Origin of the sequence: Yeguia hominis, assembly GCF_014384705.1 — a bacterium.
GTDB classification, from domain to species: domain Bacteria; phylum Bacillota; class Clostridia; order Oscillospirales; family Acutalibacteraceae; genus Yeguia; species Yeguia hominis.
Window position 1 is genome coordinate 1 of the sequence record NZ_JACRSN010000025.1, and the last position, 19,713, is coordinate 19,713.

Consider the following 19,713-nt stretch of genomic DNA (forward strand, 5'->3'; position numbering starts at 1 on the left):
TGTCGCCGGATGAGTTCGAACGAGTGTATGAAAGAACGCACACGCAGGCTGAGCTCTTGGCAGGTTAAACGCGGAGAATTGTCTCATTTTAATTTGTACGAAATCTTGACATAGGAGCACTTTCTTGCTCTCCTGCGCGTGGATCGCCTTGAGCATTTTCGCTGCAATTTTGACCTTTGATTTTGGCACAACGGAGAAGACATTGCGGTAGAAATGCACGGTGCAGCGCTGGTATTTGGCCTCCGGAAACACTTCGCCCACGGCCTCCAGCATCCCCATGCACTTGTCGCCGACGAGGAGCTTTACGCCGTCCAAACCGCGCCCGCGCAGCCACTGGAAGAAGCTGACCCAGCTGGCCTTGTCCTCTTTCATCCCCTCGGCAGCGCCCAGGACCTCACGAAACCCGTCCTCATTCACGGCAGTTGCCGCCGGAATGGCGACATTTTCCTATTCTCCGCCCCAGTTGCGGCGCAGGTAAATACCATCTACGTAGACATACGGATAGCGTCCGCCCTGTAGTGGCCGGTTCCGCCAGTCTTCAATGCGGACGCAGGCTTTCTTGTTCAGCTCGCTGACGGTGGCAGGCGAGACCTTGCTGCCCCGCAGGGCTTCGGTGATGTCCTCCACACGGCGTACGGAAACGCCTGCCGGGTACATCTCGATGAGAGCCTCCTCCACGCTGCTCTCCCGGCGGCGATACCGATCGATGATGGACGTCTCGAAGGATACGCCCTTGCGCCGCGGCATATGGAGCGTAACGTCACCGGAGGTCGTGGTGAGGTTCCGGTCATAGCGGCCGCTGCGATAACCCTGACGGGCCTCGCTGCGCTCGCAGCGGGCCGCCTGCGTCAGAGACTCCGCCTCCTTTTCCAGCAGCTCGTTCAGGGTTTCTTCCGCGCTGCTTCGGACCAATTCTTTGATCTGCCCCTTGATTAGTTCCTCATTTAGCTGCACAATTTTCTCAGACATCGTTTGCTGTCTCCTTTCGAACGTTTGTGTGGTGACTTCATTCTACCAGAGCCTGCAAGCTATGTCTTCTTTTTTGCTCGTTTCAATTTGCGCAACTTATCTTACCTTATCGCGCGCCGCTCAGAAATTTTAAAAAGTGCAAACAAAAAGGCCGCGCATCGGCACCGGAAAATCCGGTATCCTGTACGCGGCCTTTATATGTTCGTGTTTTCGGGGAACAGCGTGAGCCATTTCTCTGTGACAACACGCGCGATTGCGCTGCCGCAAGAGTTCCGATCGCAATCAATCTTTAACCAAGGACAAATCGGTTGCGGGTATGCATCGTCAAGCTTCACGCTTGCTGTCAATACTTTTTGCAAAGACAAAAAATCGCTGATAGAGAAATTCTGTTGAAAAATTGAGCAGCATGTTGAGCACGGTAACGAGGTAAGCGTTCCACAGCAGCGTCTCTGCGAGATAGTTTCCGAGAAGCGTGGAAAGCGGGGTAAAGACCGCATAGTATGCGAGAACCTTCAGCATTGCCGCCGGAATATGCACGGCAGAATGGAAGGTGAATTTCCGGTTGAGCGTAAAATTCCAGACAACGCTGAGAACAAGCGCAATCAGATAGCACGGCCAGTAGCTCCAGCGGGTAACTTCGTTGAGAAGCGCAAATGCACCGAACTCAATCAGTCCCGCGCTGGCTGAAAAAATGGAAAATTTTAAAAATCTCCAAACTTCTTTCACAAAAAACACCTCGTATCGCTTTTGTCAGATTACAGGGACTCTGCGGTGACAATACCAACCGGAATTTCAATCCAGGGCGGAGGGGTCTGGCGTTTGATGAGAATCTCAAAAAGCGTTTTGACAATTTGATATCCCTGCAGTTTTGGACTTTGGTCAATGATAAAATCCAGAACGCCGGTCCGAAGGAGCGACTGGGCTTCCGGCGTGACGTCGTGACAAATACAGGCAATCCGTTTGGTTGGATTCGCTGCTGCAAGCGCTTCTGCACAGCCAGCAATTCCGCCGCCGGTCAGATAAATCCCGGACAGCGCCGGATAACGCTTGAGATAGGCCTCTGTGATCGCAAGCGCGCGGTTCGGCTGATCCTCGTTTTCTTCCACTTCGAGAATGCGAAAGGCGCCGGTTTTCTGAAGCCGGCTTTCAAAGCCGGAGAGCCGGTCTTTGTGGCAGGAAAGCGCGCGGGAACTGATAATGACGCCGATTTCACCGCCGTCCGGCAGCATTTTTTCAAACAGTCCGGCTGCGACGGCCCCGCCTTTTTTATGATCCTGACCGATAAAACAGAGGCTCTCGAGATCTTCCGCACGGGAATTAAACGTAATCACCGCGGTGCCGTCTGCGGCAAATGCTTTGGCGAGGTCTTTTACCCGGCTGTCGTCAAGAGGGAAGACGGCGAGGCCGGCGATGTGCTCTTTTTGCAGGTCACGCAGGACATCGGCCTGTTCCTCCGGCTCCAGCGTTGTGAGCGTCCGGGTCAGAATCTGCAGATTAAAGACGGAGAATTCCTTTTCGGCCTGCTCGATTCCGGCAAGCATCTCGCCGATAAAGGGATTGTATGCCGGCGTCAGGATAATCCCGATTTTGATCGGTTCGGTCGAGACAAGCGCTTTTCCGAGAATATTCGGCTCATAGTGGAGTGCTTTTGTGATTTGCAGAATTTTCTCTTTGGTTGCCGGCTTTACGCCCGGGCGGCCGTTGAGCACTTTATCGACCGTAGCGCGGGAGACACCGGCGAGCTCTGCGATTTGTTTCATGGTAACCGACATAGGGCACACCTCAAGTTCAGAGTGGGATTTCCGGAAAGAACACCGGGAATGGATGGAAAGATCTTGTTTTGATTTTGGAAACAGGACGGAGCGACTTTTTTTAGGAGCGTCTGCCGGCCTTTTCCAGGATTCGACATCTTTGCAGGCGCACCGAAAAACGATATGATTTATTATTATACGATATTTTCTGTGAAAATCCAATATTCTGTAAAAATTCTACTTGAAAAAACGTTTTTTTGTGATATAATGATGTTGTAATGAGCACGTGAACAATTTTAAATATCGCTTAAATCCTTCTGATTTGGCCAAATTTCGACGGATGATCCCTAAAAAGGCAGTGTCTGCTGTGCGGCGGGAGAAACCGCCGCGGGAAAGAGCAGAATACGGATATCCGTTTTGCCGCCGTGTAAGGCGCAGAACTCCAAAATGGACACAGAAATTTCCGGGCCGGCGATTTTCCGGTTCGGATCAAATTATACCTGAAAAAGGACGGTGTTTTTATGCGTTTCGGGATCCTTTATGCCTATTGGACCAGAGAGTGGTCCGGAGATTATCTCTATTACGCCAAAAAAGTCAAAGAGTTGGGGTTTGATATCCTGGAAATCTCCGCCGGGGATCTTCTTCGGATGCACGATTCGGAAATCTCCGTGCTGCGGGATCTTTCCAAGTCGCTCGATCTGGAAATCAGCTGCAATATCGGGCCGCCCAAGCAATACGATGTCGCTTCCAGCGACCCGGCTGTACGTGCTGCCGGCATCCAGTTCTTGACGGACATCATGAAGAAAATGGATCTCCTCGATTCCCGCACGCTGGTCGGCGTGATGTATACCTATTGGCCCAACGATTTTACCGATCTTGACAAACCGGCGCTTTGGAGCCGCGGTGTGGAAAGCTGCCAGGTGATGGGGAAAACAGCACAGGCGCTCGGGATCAACATGTGTCTCGAGGTCGTGAACCGATTTGAAACGCCGGTACTCAACACGGCAGAAGAGGCGGTGCGTTTCTGTCACGAAGTCGGAAATCCCAATGTGCAGATTTTGCTCGATACCTTCCACATGAATATTGAGGAGGACAATCAGGCCGACGCGATCCGCACGGCCGGAACCCTTCTCGGCCATCTGCATGTCGGGGAAGGCAACCGGAAGCTTCCGGGGCAGGGGAGTCTCCCGTGGGGAGAGATCGGACAGGCGCTGCGGGATATCGGTTATACCGGCGGCGTCGTCATGGAGCCGTTCGTGCTGCAGGGCGGGCAGGTCGGCAGGGACATCAAGGTTTGGCGCGATCTTTCCGGCGGTGCTGACGAAAAGCAGCTCGACCGTGCCGCTGCCGCTGCACTCGAAACGCTCAAGCGCAATTTTCTGTAACCCAAGCGTCTAATTGAAAGCAGTGTTTCTGAAACGGCGCAGAAAAGGCCTTGAAAATGCGGAATCAAAGGCCGCAAAAAAGCGTTACACATTCAGACAGAAAACAGCCGCAGGCAGAGGAAAACGCCTGCGGCTGTTCTTGCGTGGTTTGCTGGTATGCTGTAAAATGAATGCATACATAAATCCAAAGGAGGAAGAAACAGATGCCAATGCGATTAGATGGGTATGGCCTGTTTGTGAAAGACATGGCGGCGATGATCCGATTTTACCGGGATGTACTGGGATTTGAAATTAAAGAGGATGAAAATACGGAAAATGTCTATTTGTTGAAGGATGGAACCCTGTTTTTACTGTATGGAAGAAACGATTTTGAAAAGCTTACAGGCAAAAAATTTTCCTATCTCAACGGGGTTAACGCCCACTCTGAGATGGCGTTGTACGTGGATACCTATGCGGAAGTCGATCTCCAGTATCAAAATGCCATTGCACATGGTGCGGCTTCTATACTAGAACCGACAACTGAACCGTGGGGGCAACGGACATGCTTTCTCGCTGATCCGGAAGGAAATGTGATTGAAATCGGTTCTTGGAACAAACCGTATGCGGAAAAGGATTTGTAACGTCAGCAGGGATTCCTGCCGATCAACAAAAACGCACAGAAGGCGCGGCAACAGAACAACCCCGAAGGGGTCCGCAGATGCACCGTTCAAAAGCCCATCGTGCTGCTCCGCGTAGATTTCGCTCGTCCCAATACGCAGATCCAGAAAAAACAGAGGGCAGCATTTCGTGCGGATGTACGCCGCAGTTACAGCGTTTTTGCCGGTGCGCCGAATTTTCGGAACCGCGCATACCGATTTTGCAGCAGCGTCTCTTTGGGAAGTGCCGAAAGCGAGGCGAGCTTTGCGGCAATTGCTTTTTGCAGATTTTCATAGACCGCTGTAAAGTCTGCACCGTTTTCCGGAATGATGCGTTCGACCACGCCGAACGCTTTCATGTCCTGCGCGGTGAGACGAAGCGCCTGCGCTGCGTCCTGCACCTTGGCGGTGTCCTTCCAAAGAATGCTGGCGCAGCCTTCCGGAGAGATAACGGAGTAGATGGCGTTTTCCAAAATCCAGACTTCGTCGGCGACACCGAGCGCCAGTGCGCCGCCGCTGCCGCCTTCGCCGATCAGAATCGAGAGCACCGGCGTGCGCAGCGTCATCATCTCCATCAAGTTTTCCGCAATTGCCTGCCCCTGTCCGCGCTCTTCCGCGCCGATTCCGCAAAATGCACCGGAAGTGTCGATGAAACAGACCACCGGACGGGAAAATTTTTCCGCCTGATGCATCAGACGCAGAGCTTTGCGGTAGCCTTCCGGGTTTGGTGCGCCAAAATTCCGGCGAACCTTTTCCTTCAGATCTTTGCCTTTTTCAATGGCAATGACCGTCACAGGCTGGTTTTCAAGCATGGCGATTCCGCCGACAATCGCAGGATCATCGGCAAACCGGCGGTCTCCGTGCAGTTCGGTAAATTCAGAAAAAATATTGGAAATATAGGCAAGGCCGGTCGGGCGGTTCGACGCCCGGGCGGCTTTTACTTTTTCATAAGCAGAAGTCATGGCACCCATCAGGCGTCACCGTCCTTCCTGTGAAATCGAAGCAGCTTGGCGATGGTTTCTTTTTGCTCGCTGCGCGGAACAATGGCATCGACAAATCCGTGTTCCAGCAAAAACTCAGAGCGCTGAAAGCCCTGCGGCAGCTTTTTGCGGATCGTCTGTTCGATGACCCGTGCGCCCGCAAAGCCGATGGTGGCGTGCGGCTCTGCAAGGATGATATCGCCTTCCATCGCAAAGCTGGCCGTGACGCCGCCGGTAGTGGGATCGGTCAGCACCGGCAGATAAAAATTGCCGCAATCGCTGTGCCGTTTGACGGCAGCGCTTGTTTTGGCCATCTGCATGAGGGAGAGAATACCCTCCTGCATTCTTGCGCCGCCGGAAACCGTAAACCCGACTACCGGCAGGCTTTTTTCGGTGGCATATTCAAACAGGCGCGTGATTTTTTCTCCGACGACAGTGCCCATGCTGCCCATCATGAAGTGCGGTTCCATCACGAACAGCGCGCAGGCTTCTCCGCCGATTTTGCTTTCCCCGCAGATGACCGCCTCGTTCTCACTGCACGCCAATTTGGCGTTTTGCAGCTTGCGTTTGTACTCGTGGAACGCGAGCAGATCCCGGCTGCGCATTTCTGCGTCAAATTCGCGGAAGGTGTCCTCGTCGGTAATCATATCGATTCGCTGCCGGGCGTTCATCCGGAAATGGTGGCCGCATTTGCTGCAGACACTGCGTGCTTCCCAGAGTTCGCTCACCGGAATATTCCGATGGCACTCCGGACAGGTCCGGGTCATTTCGGGTGGAATTTCAATATTTTTTACGGGATTGCGCCCGCCTTTTTCCAGTTCGTTTTTGGGGTTTTTAAACAATCCTGCCAGCTGCAAAGGACATCACCTCATTTTTTCATAAAGTCCGTGTAATAGTCGCCCGATCGGAAACGGCGATCCTCCAGAATATCGAGTTGGGTCTCGATGTTGTTGGGAATCCCCTCAATCACCAGTTCACAAAGCGCCGACTGCATTTTGCGGATAGCCTCTTCGCGTGTCGAGGCAAACACAATCAGTTTTCCAATCAGGGAATCATAATACGGGGAGATCGTGCAATCCTGAAACAGCGCGGTATCAAACCGCACCCAAGGCCCGGAAGGCACATGCAAAAACCGCACCGTACCGACGCCCTGCGCGTTAATGCGGCACTCAATGGATGCGCCGCGCAGCAGAAGATCCGACTGCGTGAAATCGAGCCGAACTCCGGCGGCAATCCGAATCTGCCATTTTACAAGATCGATCCCGCTGACATATTCCGTAACCGGATGTTCTACCTGCAGCCGGGTGTTCATCTCGATAAAATAAAAATTCCCGTTTGGATCGAGTAAAAATTCGACGGTTCCGGCGTTGACGTAGCCCGCTGCTTTGGCCGCCTTTGCCGCAGCGGCAAACAGTGCTTCGCGTGTTTTCGGCGTGACGGCCGGGGAGGGAGACTCCTCGAGCAGCTTCTGGTTGTTTTTCTGGATGGAGCACTCGCGCTCTCCAAGGCAGACGACCGTTCCGGTTTCGTCGGCAAGCAGCTGTACCTCAATGTGCTTCGCCGGAGCAACAAATTTTTCGAGATACAGGCTTCCGTCTCCAAAGGCGCTTTCCGCCTCGCGGTAAGCCGTCAGATAGGCCTTTTCAAGGCCGTCCTCTGATTCTACGATGCGAATTCCCTTTCCGCCGCCGCCGGCGCGGGCTTTGATCATGACGGGGTATCCAATTTTCTTAGCCTGTTCCAGCGCCTGCGCAGCGTCCTTGAGAATTCCCGTTCCGGGGACAGTCGGGACACCGTGCGCCTGCATCAGCCTGCGTGCTGCGTCTTTGTCTCCCATTTTTGCGATGATTTCCGCATCCGGGCCGATAAACACAATGCCGTATTTTTTGCAGCGTGCGGCAAAATCCGGATTTTCCGCAAGAAAACCGTAACCGGGATGAATCGCCTGTGCGCCGGTTACAAGCGCCGCGCTGATGATGTTGTCCTGATTGAGATAGCTCTGGTCAGCGGCGGCCTTTCCGATGCAGATGGCCTGATTGGCCAGTGCAACGTGCAGCGACTGTGCGTCCGCTTCCGAATAGACCGCAACCGTATCGATGCCCATCTCTTTGCAGGCACGAATGATCCGGATGGCGATTTCTCCGCGGTTTGCGATTAAAATCCTTGAAAACATCGGATCACTCCTTTACGACTGCAAAAGAAAACTCTGCGCTGACACAAAGCTTTCCATCCACATATCCCTTTCCTTCTGCAAAAACGAAGGTGTGGCGGGTTTTGAGGATCCGGCATTCACTTTGGAGTGTGTCGCCGGGCCGCACAGGGCGGCGGAATTTGACATTGTTCAGGCTGGTGAAGTATGGCGTCGCACCGACGTCCTCCTGCGAAAGCAGGACACAGGCGGACTGCGCCATCATTTCACAGAGAATCACGCCGGGCACGACAGGATTTCCCGGGAAATGTCCCTGTAAGAACCATTCATCCCCTCGAATATGATAGCTCCCTTTTGAGACGCCGTCCTCGACAACGGCCTCGTCGACCAGCAGCATGCCGTCCCGATGCGGCAAAATCTGCATCAGTTCTTCCCGTTTCATGTGCCGAACCTCCTTATGGACGAATCCGGAACAGCGGATGGCCGTACTCGACGACCTGGCCGTTTCCGACACAAAGCTCGACAATCGTGCCGCTCTGTTCCGCCGTGATTTCATTCATCAGCTTCATGGCCTCGATGATGCACAGCACGTCGCCCTTTTTGACCGTATCGCCAAGCGTGACAAAGGGCTTGGCGTCCGGTGCGGAGGCCGCGTAGAAAACGCCGACCATCGGCGCCGTGACGGTGACGGTGCCGTCAGCCCCTTCCGGTGTATGCGCAGGAACCGGCGCCTGCTGCACAGGAAGCGCGGGGGAGACGACAGAGCTTCCGGCGGAGAGCTTGCTTTCGAGCTTAATGGTGGTGCTGCCTTCTGTGATTTCCAGTGTAGACAGGTTCATTTCTCCCATCATTTTTGCCAGCTGACGAACCTTTCGCATATCCATTTTACTGCTCCTCCTTTTTAAAAGCAATACAGGCATTGTGCCCGCCAAAGCCCAGCGCATTGGAGAGGGCAAGCTGCAGATCGGCTTTCCGGGCGACGTTCGGGACATAGTCGAGGTCACACGCCGGGTCGGGCTCTGTGAGGCCTAAAGTCGGCGGGACGATTCCTTCATGGAGCGCCAGCACGGAGGCGATTGCCTCGACGGCGCCTGCTGCACCGAGCATGTGGCCGGTCATGGACTTGGTAGAGCTAATCAGCGCCTTGCGGGCCTTCTCTTCGCCGAGGGCCGTTTTGATGGCGGCTGTCTCCGCTGCGTCGTTGAGCGGTGTGCTGGTGCCGTGCGCGTTAATGTAGATTCGTTCGGCGTCCGGCATGCCGGATTCCGCGAGTGCGGCGGCAATTGCTTTTGCACCGCCGATCGCTTCCGGATGCGGCGCCGTGATGTGATAGGCGTCGCAGGTGGAGCCATATCCGGCAAACTCCGCATAAATGGTTGCGCCGCGCGCTTTGGCGTGCTCGTATTCTTCGAGAATCATCGCGCCTGCGCCTTCTCCCATGACAAATCCGCTGCGGCGTTTGTCAAAGGGGATCGAGGCGGTCTTGGGGTCTGTTCCGGTGTGCAGCGCCATCATGTTGGCAAATCCGGCGATGCCGATCGGCGTAATGGCGGCCTCTGCACCGCCGGCGATAACGGCGTCGGTATATCCGTGACGGATTGCGCGATAAGCTTCGCCGAGCGCGTTGTTGCCGGTCGCACAGGCGGTCGTAACCGGCAGACAGGAGCCTTCCGCGTGGAAGCGGATGGCAATCATACCGCCCGCCATGTTGGCGATCATCATAGGAATAAAGTAAGGGGAGATCCGCTTCGGACCTTTGGTCAGAAGCTTTTCCACCTCGTTTGAAAAGGTTTCGATTCCGCCGATTCCGGAACCAAAATAGACGCTCAGCCGATCCGGCGCAACGGTGCCGAGAATGCCGCTGTCGGCAACAGCCTGGCAGGCGCTGGCCATAGCGTACTGGGCAAAGCGGTCGCTTTTGCGCAGTTCGCTTTTTTCCATATAAGGCGTCATATCGAGATCCTTTACCTCAGCGGCAAGGGCGGCTTTTTGGTCGGAGGTGTCAAAACGGGTAATCGGCGCAATGCCGCAGGTTCCCGTAATCAAATGGTTCCAAAAGGTCGGGACATCGTTGCCGATCGGGGTAACGGCGCCCAGCCCGGTCACTACTACTCGTCTCATGCGATCACTCCTTAAATGGCAAGTCCGCCGTCGACACGGATGACTTCTCCTGTAATATAGCCGGCGGTGTCGCCCGCCAAAAATACGGCAAGCGCCGCGACATCTTCGGGGGTACCCACCCGGCCGAGCGGAATCTTTCCGATCAGCGGGTTTTCGGACCCGATGTTTTCGGTCATTTCGGTTGCGATAAAGCCGGGCGCAATGGCATTGCAGCAGATACCGCGCGGCGCAAATTCGCGCGCCACCGATTTTGTCAGGCCGATCAGTCCGGCTTTGGACGCGGAATAGTTTGCCTGTCCGGCGTTGCCGATCAGCCCGGAGATCGAACTGATGTTGAGAATCCGTCCGCTGCGGCGTTTTAGAAATCCGGGTGTGCAGTGTTTGATCATATGAAAAGCGCCTTTGAGATTCGTATCGATGACAGCGTCAAAAGCTTCTTCCTTCATCGAATAGATAAGGCCGTCGCGGGTGATGCCCGCGTTGTTGACAAGAATATCAATCGGCCCGAGCGCTTTGGTGACGGCAGCGACGGTTTCTTTTGCAGCGGCAAAGTCGGAGACGTCGCAGCAGAAGGGGAGGGCTTTCACGCCGAAGGCTTCTGCCTCCCGGCAGGTTTCTTCCGCTTTTTCGCGGTTTCCGGCGTAAATGACCGCGATATTCGCGCCGTTTTTGGCAAACGCGAGCGCGATGGCCTTTCCGATTCCACGGGAAGCGCCCGTGATGAGTGCGTTTTTTCCGTTAAGCATCTGTTTTGACCTCCGCAATTGCCGCAGCAAGTGTTTCCGGGTTTTCGACAGGGAAACACCGAACGGCTTTTGAAATTTTGTGGATCAGGCCGCACAGCGTTTTTCCCGGCCCAAGCTCAAGAAACGTATCGGCACCGGCGGCAATCATGGCTTCTATGCTTTCCTGCCAGCGAACCGGGCTTTGAATCTGGCTTGCAAGCAGGCCGGCAGGATCCTCGCAATACGGACTGGCGGTAACATTGGAATAGACCGGCAGGCGAAGGGGCTGCATTGCGACGCCGGCAAGCGCTTCGGAAAAGCGCGCTGCGGCGTCCTTCATGAACGGAGAGTGAAAGCCGCCGCCGACCGGCAGGGGAATCGCTTTTCCGCGCGCCGCCCGGATTTCCTCTGTAAAGGCAGGCAGTTCGCTTCGGAGTCCGGCGACCACAAGCTGTCCCGGGCAATTGTAGTTGACCGGATACACGTGGGTGTAGTGCTTGCAGATTGCTTCCACCGTTTCATTTGGCAGTTTGACCACTGCGACCATCGCGCTGTCGAACCGGCAGGCAGCTTCCTGCATGAAGGCGCCGCGCTTGCAGACCAGTGAGAAGCCCTCAGCAGTGCGGAACGCGCCGCCAAAGGTCAGCGCTGCCAGCTCTCCGAGAGAGAAACCGGCCGCCATGTCGGCGTGTATGCCGGCTTCCTGCGTTGCCATGGCAGCCGCAAGATCTGTGCAGAAAAGACAGGGCTGGGTGTTCTCGGTAACGGTGAGCTCTTCCGGCGTACCGGAAAAACACTGCGCAATCGTTCCGGGACGGATGGCTTCCGCAGTGTCAAAAACCGCTTTTGCAGCCGGAGATGCTTCATAAAACGCTTTGCCCATACCCGGGTACTGCGCGCCCTGTCCGGAAAATACAAATGTTATTTTACCCATTTTTTCGCTCCATTCAAAACGGTTTCGGCTTCGGTAAAGAGCTCCCGAATGATTTCTGCGGCCGGCTGTTCTTTCTTGACCATGGCGGCAATTTGTCCTGCGAGGAAGCATCCCCGCTTTTCGTCGCCTTCCACGGCGGCCAGACGCAGCGCGCCGGTTCCCATTGCTTCCAGCTCTTCGTCGCTGATGTCGGAGTATTCCGCCTTAAAATAGGCTTTGGAGAACGCGTTTTTCAGGCTCCGCACCGGATGCCCGAGCCGTTTTCCGGTTGTGATGGTCGAGATATCGTTGGCCTTGAGCACCTTGTTTTTATAATTTTGGTGGACGCCGCATTCTGTTGCAACAAGGAAGCGCGTTCCAAGCTGAACGCCCTGCGCACCGAGCAGGAAGGTTGCTGCAATTCCGCGGCCGTCTCCGATACCGCCGGCCGCAATGACCGGCAAATCGGTCGCATCGACGACCTGCGGCACCAGGCAAAGCGTCGTCAGCTCGCCGACGTGTCCGCCGCTTTCGCCGCCTTCTGCAATGACGGCGGTGGCGCCTGCGCGTGTGACCAGCTTGGTCATTCCAACAGAGGCGACGACCGGCAGCACCTTAATTCCGGCGCCAATCCAGGCGTCCATATATTTTGCAGGATTTCCGGCTCCGGTTGTAACAACCGGAACTTTTTCGTCCGCAATGGTTTTGGCGATGGCGTCTGCATACGGGCTCATCAGCATCAGATTGACGCCGAACGGCTTATCGGTCAGCGAACGGGCAATTTCAATCTGTCCTTTCAGGTAGTCGGCGTCCGCATTCATTGCGGAAATGATGCCCAGGCCGCCGCCTTCCGAAACAGCCGCCGCCAGTTTTCCGTCGGCAATCCAGGCCATTCCGCCCTGGAGAATCGGGTACTGGATGCCCAGTAAATCACAAATGGGTGTTTGGATCATCGTTGGTTCCTCACTTTCTGATCTGAGACGTTTATGATCAAGGGGAGTATTTCCCAAAGAACGCATTACCATCGGAGAATGCAGGCAGCGCCTGCCAGTCCGCCGCCAAAGGCGCACATGGCGAGATAATCTCCGCGCTGGAGCTTGCCGCTCCGATTGAGTTCATCGAGTGCAATCGGGATGCTGGCCGCCGAGGTGTTTCCGTAGCGGTCGATGTTTACATAAAACCGATCTGCAGGAATGGAGACCTGCTTTTTGGCAGCCGCAATAATGCGGGCATTTGCCTGGTGGGGGATGACGGCGGCAATTTCTTCTCCCTTGAGACCCGCCTGCTGCAAGACGTCGTTTAAGTCGCGGCTCATGGAGGTTACGGCAAATTTGTAGGTTTCCGCACCGTTCATGTAAATATACGGAAAAACCGCGTCCCGCGTACAAAACGGCGATTTTCCGTTCGAACAGGGGACCTGTATGACCTCGTCTCCGCCGTGTGTATGAAATTTTGCGGCAAGATAGCCGTCTCCTTCGCCGAGAACGACGGCGCCGGCGCCGTCTCCGAAGATGACGCAGGTGCTCCGGTCTTCCCAGTCAACAATCCGGCTCATCCGTTCTGCGCCGACAAGCAGCATTTTTTTGACCCGCTTTCTTGCGAAAAATCCGGCTGCAGTATCGAGCAGGAATAGAAACGCGCTGCAGGCGGCGTTGATATCCATCGCCGGACAGGCTGCGCCGATCCGGTTTTGTACCATGCAGGCGAGCGATGGGGTTACATAATCTCCGCTGACCGTTGCACAAAGAATCATGTCCAGCTCTTCCGGCGCGGTACCGCTGTTTTCCAGCGCGCGCATGGCCGCCTCATAAGCAAGATCTGTCGTGGTTTCGTTTGTGCAGACATGGCGTTCTTTGATGCCGACGCGCTGCGTGATCCAGGCGTCTGATGTGTCCACATATTGGGAGAGCTCTTCATTTTTGACGACACGCGGCGGCACATAGTGGCCGGTGCCCAGAATGGTAAAACTCATTTTTTGCCTCCGATACTCTTGATAAAATAGCCGTCCAGCTTCCGCATAACTTTTAACAGGCATTCTTTTTCCGGTTCGGAAAGATCTTCGCTGATCTCTCGTACCATGTTGCGGTGATAGTAGCTATGAAAGCGGTCAATCTTTTTTCCTTCCCGCGTCAGAACCACATAGACGACGCGCCCGTCCGCTTCGCAGTTTTGTTTTTGCACATAGCCCTTTTTTTCGAGCTTATTCACTGCAACGGTAGCAGAGGGGCGTGTGATGTTCATTTTCGCGGCGATTTCACTGACCGGAAGGCCGGCGTCGCCGCCTTTGCCGATCTGCTCAATCATGTGCATCTCATTGATGGAAAGGTTGATGTTCTTTTTTTGGATCGTCTGCTGCTCAAGACGCATGACATTCTGGTAAATGTCCACGAGCATCTCATTGAGCGCATCCGAAAATCGATCCATGATCCAGGTTCCCCGCTTTCTTTATAATTAGATAATCTAATTAGTTTATGAAACTATATTACGTTCTTTTTTCGGATTTGTCAATGGAATTTGCGACTTTTCAGCTGAATCAGATACAGGTACGCGCCATTTTTACGTACCAACCGGACAGAAAAGATCAAAAACCGGCAAAGTGTTTCGAAAGCCAGGTGATTTTTCGAACCCGCAGATTATCGTTTGTCAGAAAAGCGGTCCGTACAATTTGAAAGCGGCAAGAGCGCATCCAATTATAGTCCTGAAAAAGCGCAAAAAATTGCCCGCCGGGGGGAAAATCGGCCGGCAGGGCAGAAGTCGGGGATACCATGATTTCGTGTGCGGCTATCGCCAAGCGATGCAATGAAAAGGCGGGATGTGCGTGCAGGCGTGAAAAATAGGGGAATGCACTGCACAAAAAGAAAAACGGTGCAAACCGCAAGGGCTGCACCGTTTTGTACAGGAAGCCGTCCATTTTGGCGCTGAGCCGGAGAACAGCATTCAAATCCAAAAAGACTTAGAGCGGACGAACGTTGATTGCTCTGAGTTTGCTGCTGTTTTTCGGATCCTGCTCTGTGTCAAACGTCACCTTCTGGCCTTCAGCAAGCGTTTTAAAGCCATCGGTCATGATTGCAGAAAAATGTACAAAGACATCTCCGCTGCCATCGTCGTTGGAAATAAAGCCGAAGCCTTTTTCGCTGTTAAACCATTTTACTGTTCCGTTGTTCATTGATCGTACCTCCAAAAAATGACTCTGTATTCCTGCACAAAGAAGACTCGCATGTTTTTGTAAATCATCTGAACCAATAATGACTTACAAAAACATGCGAGTCGACTACGTACAAATTGAATACAAGCTTATTATACCCGGAAGAATGCGATCCGTCAAGGAGAAAATCCTGGGAGGTAATTTTGCAGGCGATAAACCGGCGAATTACTCGAAAAATTCCATCGGGTCGGTCGGGCTGCCGCGATAGCGGATTTCAAAGTGCAGATGCGGTCCGGTGGAATCCCCGGTGTTTCCGATTTTGGCAATACGCTGGCCCTTAGCGATTTTTTGCCCCTCTTTCACACAGATCTTGCTGCAGTGCGCGTACATGGTGGTGTGGTTGTTTCCGTGATCCAGAATTACGTAATACCCATATCCGGATCCCCAGGAGCTGTAGTCGTTGACCTCTTTGACAACGCCGCCGTCCACCGCGAGAACATCGCTTCCGTGAATTCCAGAACCTGCAATATCGATGCCCTTATGACCGCGGCCGTCTCCCCAAGAAGAAGAAAGCCAGGAGTAGCCCGGCGCAGGCCAGGAGAGCGTTCCGGTTGCCACGCCTTTTTTGCCGGTCGCTTGATCGTCCGGGACGGAAACCGGCTTGGCCGAAAGAACTTTGCTGTAGGGGCTGTAAAGTTTTTTCCCGTCAACTGTGCGGTAAGAGCGGATTTTATAGTAGAGGCGGGTTTGGTGTTCCAAGCCGTGGTCGGTATAGGAGAGCGTTTTGTTTCCTTTGATGGTTTTCAGACGGGAATAGCTGCCGTTTTTGGAGCTGGCGCGGTAGATCTCGTATCCGCTGGCGCCGCTGACCATTTTCCAGGAGAGTTTCACCCGGTCATATCCGCCGGATTTTGCCGAAGCGGAAGGCGCAGCGGGAAGGGCTTTTGCCGTCAGCGTGCTGCTGAATTTTCCGAAAACCGGTTTGCCGTTTACTGTTCGGAACGCCCGTACGGCATAATAATAGGTTTTTCCGCAGGTACAAGAGGAATCGGTGTAGGACTTGGCGTCCGGCTTTGCGATCTCTTTCAGCAGCTTGAGCGTGCCGTTTTTGGAAGTTTTTCGGTAAATCTGATAGCCGCTGGCGCCGCCGACCGCATCCCAGGAAAGTTTCACCCGGTCGTATCCGCCGCTGACGCACTTAGCTTTCGTCTTGGCAAGCTGCGGTTTTGCAGACCCTATTTTGCTCATGCCGCTATAAACGCGGTTCCCTTCGACAGAGCGGTATGCCCTCACTTTGTAATAGTAGCACGTGCCGCAGGTGCGTTTGGTATCGGTGAAGGTCACGTTGGAAGCGCCTTTCACGGTTTCGATCTTCGAATAGGTTCCGTCCTCGGAATCGGCGCGGTAAATTTCATACCCGCTTGCGCCGGGGACTTTTTTCCAGGTCAGTTTGATTTTATGATATCCGGCGGAAACAGTTTCCTGCAAGGCCGGCTTTGAAAGCTTTGCTGTGCCTTTAATGCCGGATTTGTCATAGCCGCTGCAGCGTTTTTCGCCGTCGACAAGCCGGTATGCCTTTACGGTATAGAAGTAATGTGTTCCGGTCACGGCTGTATTGTCGGTTGCAGTTTGGGTATCGTGGCCTTTCAGGGTCAAAAGGCGTTTCCAGGATCCGCCCTCTGTTTTGCGGTAAAGCAGGTAGCCGTCCGCGCCGGCAACCGATTCCCAGGTGACCTTGATTTGCTGATACCCGGCAGAGGTCGCCGATTTTAACGTTGGTACAGAGAGGGAAGGCGTCGCAGATTTCCCGGTTTTGTCGTATGCGCTGCGCAGACGTGTCCCGTTTTCTGTGCGGTATGCGCGGACAGTGTACGTGTATGCGGTTCCGGTCAGGACAGAGGCGTCTGTATAGGAAGCTGCCGACTGGCCGGTCAGTGTCCGGATTTTTTTCCAGGAACCGGTTCCGCTTTTCCGGTAGAGATCATACCCCTGCGCGCCGGCAACCGGTTCCCAGGTGATTTTGATTTTGGCATACGATTTGGCGCTGACAGAGCGCAGCGTCGGCGTATCCAGAAATACACGTCCCCGTACGCCGGGACTGCAGTCATTTGTGAGCAGAATACGGTCTCCGTCATGCCGGTATCCGCGGATTGTATAGTCATAAGAGACACCGTAGGACGCCGCTTTATCGATATAGCGGCGTGTTTCGCCGCCGGAAAGCGTAGCGATGCGTTTCCACTTGGTAGAATCGGCCGGTTTGCGGTAGATGCGGTAGCCTTCCGCGCCGCGGATCTGCTTCCAGGAAACCGTCGTTTTCGCGTAGTCAGAACGGACAGATATCTCCGGCGTGACCTGTGCGGTCGTGACGCAGCATCCCTCTGAATCCCAATCAGAGAAGCCGTGTGCGCCGTTCTGATTGCGGAACGCCCGGATGGTATAGGCGTATTTCGTATTCCAGAGCCCGGTTTCGTCAATGTAAAGCGTGGTGTCGTTTCCGGAGAGATCCCGAAGGCCTTCCCAATTTCCGGCACCGGATTTCCGATAGAGCCGATAACCGTCCGCACCGGACACCGGCGTCCAGTCCAGCGAGATTTGAAAATCAGAGAGGGGGGAGGCTTCAAGTTCCGGGACGGAAAGCGTATTTTGGACAGAACAGACTTCGGCGCGATTGCCTTCATTTTCCCCGCAAACAGCGGTAACCGCATACGAATAGGAGACACCGCAGAAGACAGCAGCGTCCAAATAAGAGGTAGATTCCGTCGTATCGAGACAGACCCAGTCTTCTTCGTCGGAATACGCCCAGTCGGCAGCTGCTGTTTTGCGGTAGATGCGGTAGCCTTCGGCGCCTTCGACCGGCGTCCAGGTGATGGAAATTTGGTCGAAGCCGTCGGAAGATGCGGAGATTTCCGGCGCGGAAAGCGTCAGCGGCGGAATGGTCTCCACCCGCTCTGCGTCGATTGCATCACATACCGCGCAGTGGATGGACTGCGATCCGGGCAGCGCGTAAGTCGGCGCGCAGTCGACGGCATAGGCAGCGTTCCACTGGTGACTGGCGGGCAGCGATTTGGAAACGGATGCCCCGCAGTCGGTGCAGACCATGGTGGCGCTGCCATTCGCGGTGCAGGTCGGTTCCAGTTCGGTAACCCAGGCGCCGGTATGTACATGCGCTTCTTCGCAAAAGGCGTCCATGCCGGATGCGCTGCAAAAGAAGAGAAGCGCAAGCAGCAGACAACAGAATTTCCTCATAAAGATCCCCCTAATATGAAATTACTTTGCCGTAGAGCTGTAGATCAAACGGAAAGCGAATTGTTTCGGTGTGTTTTCGGAGCCAATATATGTGTTTTGGCACAGAATTCTTTCTGGAGAATGCACCATTTAGACCAGTCGTTTCTGCATTTGGAAAGACTTTCGAACCGTGGCGGAACGTGTAAAAAGGCAGTCGCGTTTTGCTGTACGGAGAAGAACCAACTTGTCTACGCAAAGACGGATCTGCCTGAGAGATACGCGGTTTAATATGAAAACGATACGAACGCTTCTTAGTATAGCAGGTTTGCACCGCAAATGCAAATTGCGGAGGCAGTCTTGGCATAAAATACAGCGTCGTTTTTGCTGTCTTTGGGTAAAAAAAGAAAATTATATGATTTTTCGAAAGTTCTTGACAAACAAGTTCATCCATGATAGAATATTTTTTGTTGTCAGTTCCATATAGGGGCATAGCTCAGTTGGTAGAGCAGCGGTCTCCAAAACCGCGTGCCGTGAGTTCGAATCTTACTGCCCCTGCCATAAAGAGGCTACAAAAAAGATGTAGCCAAAGAAAACCCCGATTTAACTGGGTTACCATAAGGATACCTTTGTTTAATCGGGCGCCGAAGGGCAGGTAGTGCATATGCACCGCCTGTCTTTCGCCTTTTTATGCTCTTTACATTTCGGCGACATTGCCGATGTAACGGAAATAAATATCAATCTGCTGTTCGGTGTTTTGCTTGAACCGTTCACGCCTTTCGTGAATGACTATCTTCGAAACGAAGATGTTCAGGATTTCGGGTGTAAGCTCGGTTATGCGCGTATACTTTTTAGCGAGACCTATGAACTTATCCACATCGCTTGCCGCCTGCTGTAAATTTTGTATTTGCTTATCTAACTCCGGCAGCTTGGCGTCTATGCTCTTTTGCTCATCCGTATAGCCGCAGGACAGCATACGGAACTGCTCGTTGTTTATCCTGCCGAGGACATTGTCCTCATACAGCCGTTTGAACAGCGCATTAAGCTCCGCCGTTCTTTTAGACAATCTTTCATATTCACGCTGCTTGGCGTTAAGCTCCCGTCGGTTTTCCGTGGAGCTTTTTTTGTTGATAAATTCCGCAAATTGCCTTTCTCTTGTTCTTGCCGTGTAGGTAATACGGCGCAGCTCTTCGAGCAATATCTCATCCAGTACCACCTCACGGATTCTGTGCGGCGTGCATTTATCTTTTGCATTATTGCGGTAATGAGAGCAGTTGAAGGAATAGCTTTTCGGATCATCCGCACGCTTATGATTAAAATACAACTTCGAGCCGCAGTCGGCACAGAACAGCAGACCGGAATACTTGCTCGTTTCACCTGTGCTTGTCGGTCGGCATTTTCCCTGACGCAGCTTTTGCACGGTTTCCCAAGTCTGCATATCAATTATCGGTTCGTGCGTATGTTCAAAACGGATATGCTCGGACGGATCACGCTTCATCTTACGCTTGTCTTTGTATGACGCCACGGTAAACCGACAGTTTACCGTGTTGCCGATATAATCCTCTCTCGAAAGGATATCCGCAACCGTCTTTGCGTTCCAGTCATACGGTCTGTCGGCATCAAGCGCCGTAACCGCTGTTCCGGATTTGCGGTATTCATACATCACGGGCGTCAGTATCTGCAATTCTTTCAGCCTGTTTGCAATCATCGTTGGACCG

18 protein-coding genes, 1 tRNA gene and 2 pseudogenes are annotated in these 19,713 nt (G+C 53.7%); 3 read left to right on the forward strand and 18 right to left on the reverse strand.

Features of this window, described 5'->3' with window-relative positions; translation table 11 throughout:
- From IAG03_RS12775 to IAG03_RS12785, 3 genes and pseudogenes are all read right to left on the reverse strand, one after another.
- Positions 1 to 969: pseudogene (locus IAG03_RS12775) on the reverse strand (IS256 family transposase); the annotation flags it as partial.
- Positions 970 to 1,293: 324 nt separating this feature from the next.
- On the reverse strand, positions 1,294 to 1,695 hold the full coding sequence (locus IAG03_RS12780) for a GtrA family protein (RefSeq protein WP_249320447.1): 402 nt from the start codon (positions 1,693 to 1,695) through the stop codon (positions 1,294 to 1,296).
- 29 nt (positions 1,696 to 1,724) lie between these two features.
- Complete coding sequence (locus tag IAG03_RS12785) at positions 1,725 to 2,741, reverse strand: LacI family DNA-binding transcriptional regulator (RefSeq protein ID WP_249320448.1); 1,017 nt, start codon at positions 2,739 to 2,741, stop codon at positions 1,725 to 1,727.
- Positions 2,742 to 3,241: 500 nt separating this feature from the next.
- Between IAG03_RS12785 and IAG03_RS12790 the strand changes: the two genes are divergently transcribed.
- Entirely contained in the window at positions 3,242 to 4,105 is an 864-nt protein-coding gene (locus IAG03_RS12790; RefSeq protein WP_249320449.1) for a D-psicose 3-epimerase, read from the forward strand.
- A gap of 209 nt (positions 4,106 to 4,314) precedes the next feature.
- Positions 4,315 to 4,725, forward strand: coding sequence for a VOC family protein (locus IAG03_RS12795; protein WP_249320497.1), 411 nt, complete (start codon positions 4,315 to 4,317; stop codon positions 4,723 to 4,725).
- A gap of 185 nt (positions 4,726 to 4,910) precedes the next feature.
- On the opposite strand, the gene IAG03_RS12800 is transcribed toward IAG03_RS12795, so the two are convergent.
- The 13 genes from IAG03_RS12800 to IAG03_RS12860 form a co-directional block, all read right to left on the reverse strand.
- Entirely contained in the window at positions 4,911 to 5,711 is an 801-nt protein-coding gene (locus tag IAG03_RS12800; protein ID WP_249320451.1) for an acetyl-CoA carboxylase carboxyltransferase subunit alpha, read from the reverse strand.
- Positions 5,711 to 6,577: an acetyl-CoA carboxylase, carboxyltransferase subunit beta gene (gene accD, locus IAG03_RS12805; RefSeq protein WP_249320453.1), complete on the reverse strand. Its 867-nt coding sequence runs from the start codon at positions 6,575 to 6,577 to the stop codon at positions 5,711 to 5,713. Before accD ends, IAG03_RS12800 begins: the two co-directional genes overlap by 1 nt.
- 11 nt (positions 6,578 to 6,588) lie before the next feature.
- Complete coding sequence (locus tag IAG03_RS12810) at positions 6,589 to 7,893, reverse strand: acetyl-CoA carboxylase biotin carboxylase subunit (RefSeq protein ID WP_249320455.1); 1,305 nt, start codon at positions 7,891 to 7,893, stop codon at positions 6,589 to 6,591.
- 4 nt (positions 7,894 to 7,897) lie between these two features.
- On the reverse strand, positions 7,898 to 8,311 hold the full coding sequence (fabZ, locus tag IAG03_RS12815) for a 3-hydroxyacyl-ACP dehydratase FabZ (RefSeq protein WP_249320456.1): 414 nt from the start codon (positions 8,309 to 8,311) through the stop codon (positions 7,898 to 7,900).
- 13 nt (positions 8,312 to 8,324) lie between these two features.
- On the reverse strand, positions 8,325 to 8,753 hold the full coding sequence (gene accB, locus IAG03_RS12820; protein WP_249320458.1) for an acetyl-CoA carboxylase biotin carboxyl carrier protein: 429 nt from the start codon (positions 8,751 to 8,753) through the stop codon (positions 8,325 to 8,327).
- 1 nt (position 8,754) lies between these two features.
- The gene (gene fabF / locus IAG03_RS12825; RefSeq protein ID WP_249320460.1) at positions 8,755 to 9,990 is read right to left on the reverse strand and encodes a beta-ketoacyl-ACP synthase II; all 1,236 of its coding nucleotides are present in this window, start codon (positions 9,988 to 9,990) and stop codon (positions 8,755 to 8,757) included.
- 11 nt (positions 9,991 to 10,001) lie between these two features.
- Entirely contained in the window at positions 10,002 to 10,736 is a 735-nt protein-coding gene (gene fabG, locus IAG03_RS12830; RefSeq protein WP_249320462.1) for a 3-oxoacyl-[acyl-carrier-protein] reductase, read from the reverse strand.
- Complete coding sequence (locus tag IAG03_RS12835) at positions 10,729 to 11,649, reverse strand: ACP S-malonyltransferase (RefSeq protein ID WP_249320464.1); 921 nt, start codon at positions 11,647 to 11,649, stop codon at positions 10,729 to 10,731. The genes fabG and IAG03_RS12835 overlap by 8 nt, the downstream gene beginning before the upstream one ends.
- Positions 11,637 to 12,581, reverse strand: a complete 945-nt coding sequence (locus IAG03_RS12840) for a nitronate monooxygenase (RefSeq protein ID WP_249320466.1) — start codon at positions 12,579 to 12,581, stop codon at positions 11,637 to 11,639. The genes IAG03_RS12835 and IAG03_RS12840 overlap by 13 nt, the downstream gene beginning before the upstream one ends.
- A gap of 65 nt (positions 12,582 to 12,646) precedes the next feature.
- The gene (locus tag IAG03_RS12845) at positions 12,647 to 13,600 is read right to left on the reverse strand and encodes a beta-ketoacyl-ACP synthase III (protein ID WP_249320468.1); all 954 of its coding nucleotides are present in this window, start codon (positions 13,598 to 13,600) and stop codon (positions 12,647 to 12,649) included.
- Positions 13,597 to 14,052, reverse strand: a complete 456-nt coding sequence (locus tag IAG03_RS12850; RefSeq protein WP_249320469.1) for a MarR family winged helix-turn-helix transcriptional regulator — start codon at positions 14,050 to 14,052, stop codon at positions 13,597 to 13,599. Before IAG03_RS12850 ends, IAG03_RS12845 begins: the two co-directional genes overlap by 4 nt.
- 529 nt (positions 14,053 to 14,581) lie before the next feature.
- Positions 14,582 to 14,794 (reverse strand): cold-shock protein, encoded by a 213-nt coding sequence (locus IAG03_RS12855; protein WP_249320471.1) that lies wholly within the window; start codon positions 14,792 to 14,794, stop codon positions 14,582 to 14,584.
- A 204-nt stretch (positions 14,795 to 14,998) separates the two neighbouring features.
- Positions 14,999 to 18,019 carry a peptidoglycan DD-metalloendopeptidase family protein gene (locus IAG03_RS12860; protein ID WP_249320472.1) on the reverse strand — a complete coding sequence of 1,007 codons (3,021 nt, stop codon included), beginning with the start codon at positions 18,017 to 18,019 and terminating at the stop codon, positions 14,999 to 15,001.
- 461 nt (positions 18,020 to 18,480) lie between these two features.
- Here IAG03_RS12860 and IAG03_RS12865 point away from each other — a divergent pair.
- Positions 18,481 to 18,556: transfer RNA gene (locus tag IAG03_RS12865), tRNA-Trp, on the forward strand.
- Positions 18,557 to 18,692: 136 nt separating this feature from the next.
- Here the strand turns inward: IAG03_RS12865 and IAG03_RS12870 are convergent.
- Positions 18,693 to 19,433 carry a DUF4368 domain-containing protein gene (locus IAG03_RS12870; protein WP_283243164.1) on the reverse strand — a complete coding sequence of 247 codons (741 nt, stop codon included), beginning with the start codon at positions 19,431 to 19,433 and terminating at the stop codon, positions 18,693 to 18,695.
- Positions 19,407 to 19,709, reverse strand: a pseudogene (locus tag IAG03_RS14300) (recombinase family protein); the annotation flags it as partial. The pseudogene IAG03_RS14300 and the gene IAG03_RS12870, both read right to left, overlap by 27 nt.
- Positions 19,710 to 19,713 lie beyond the last annotated feature (4 nt).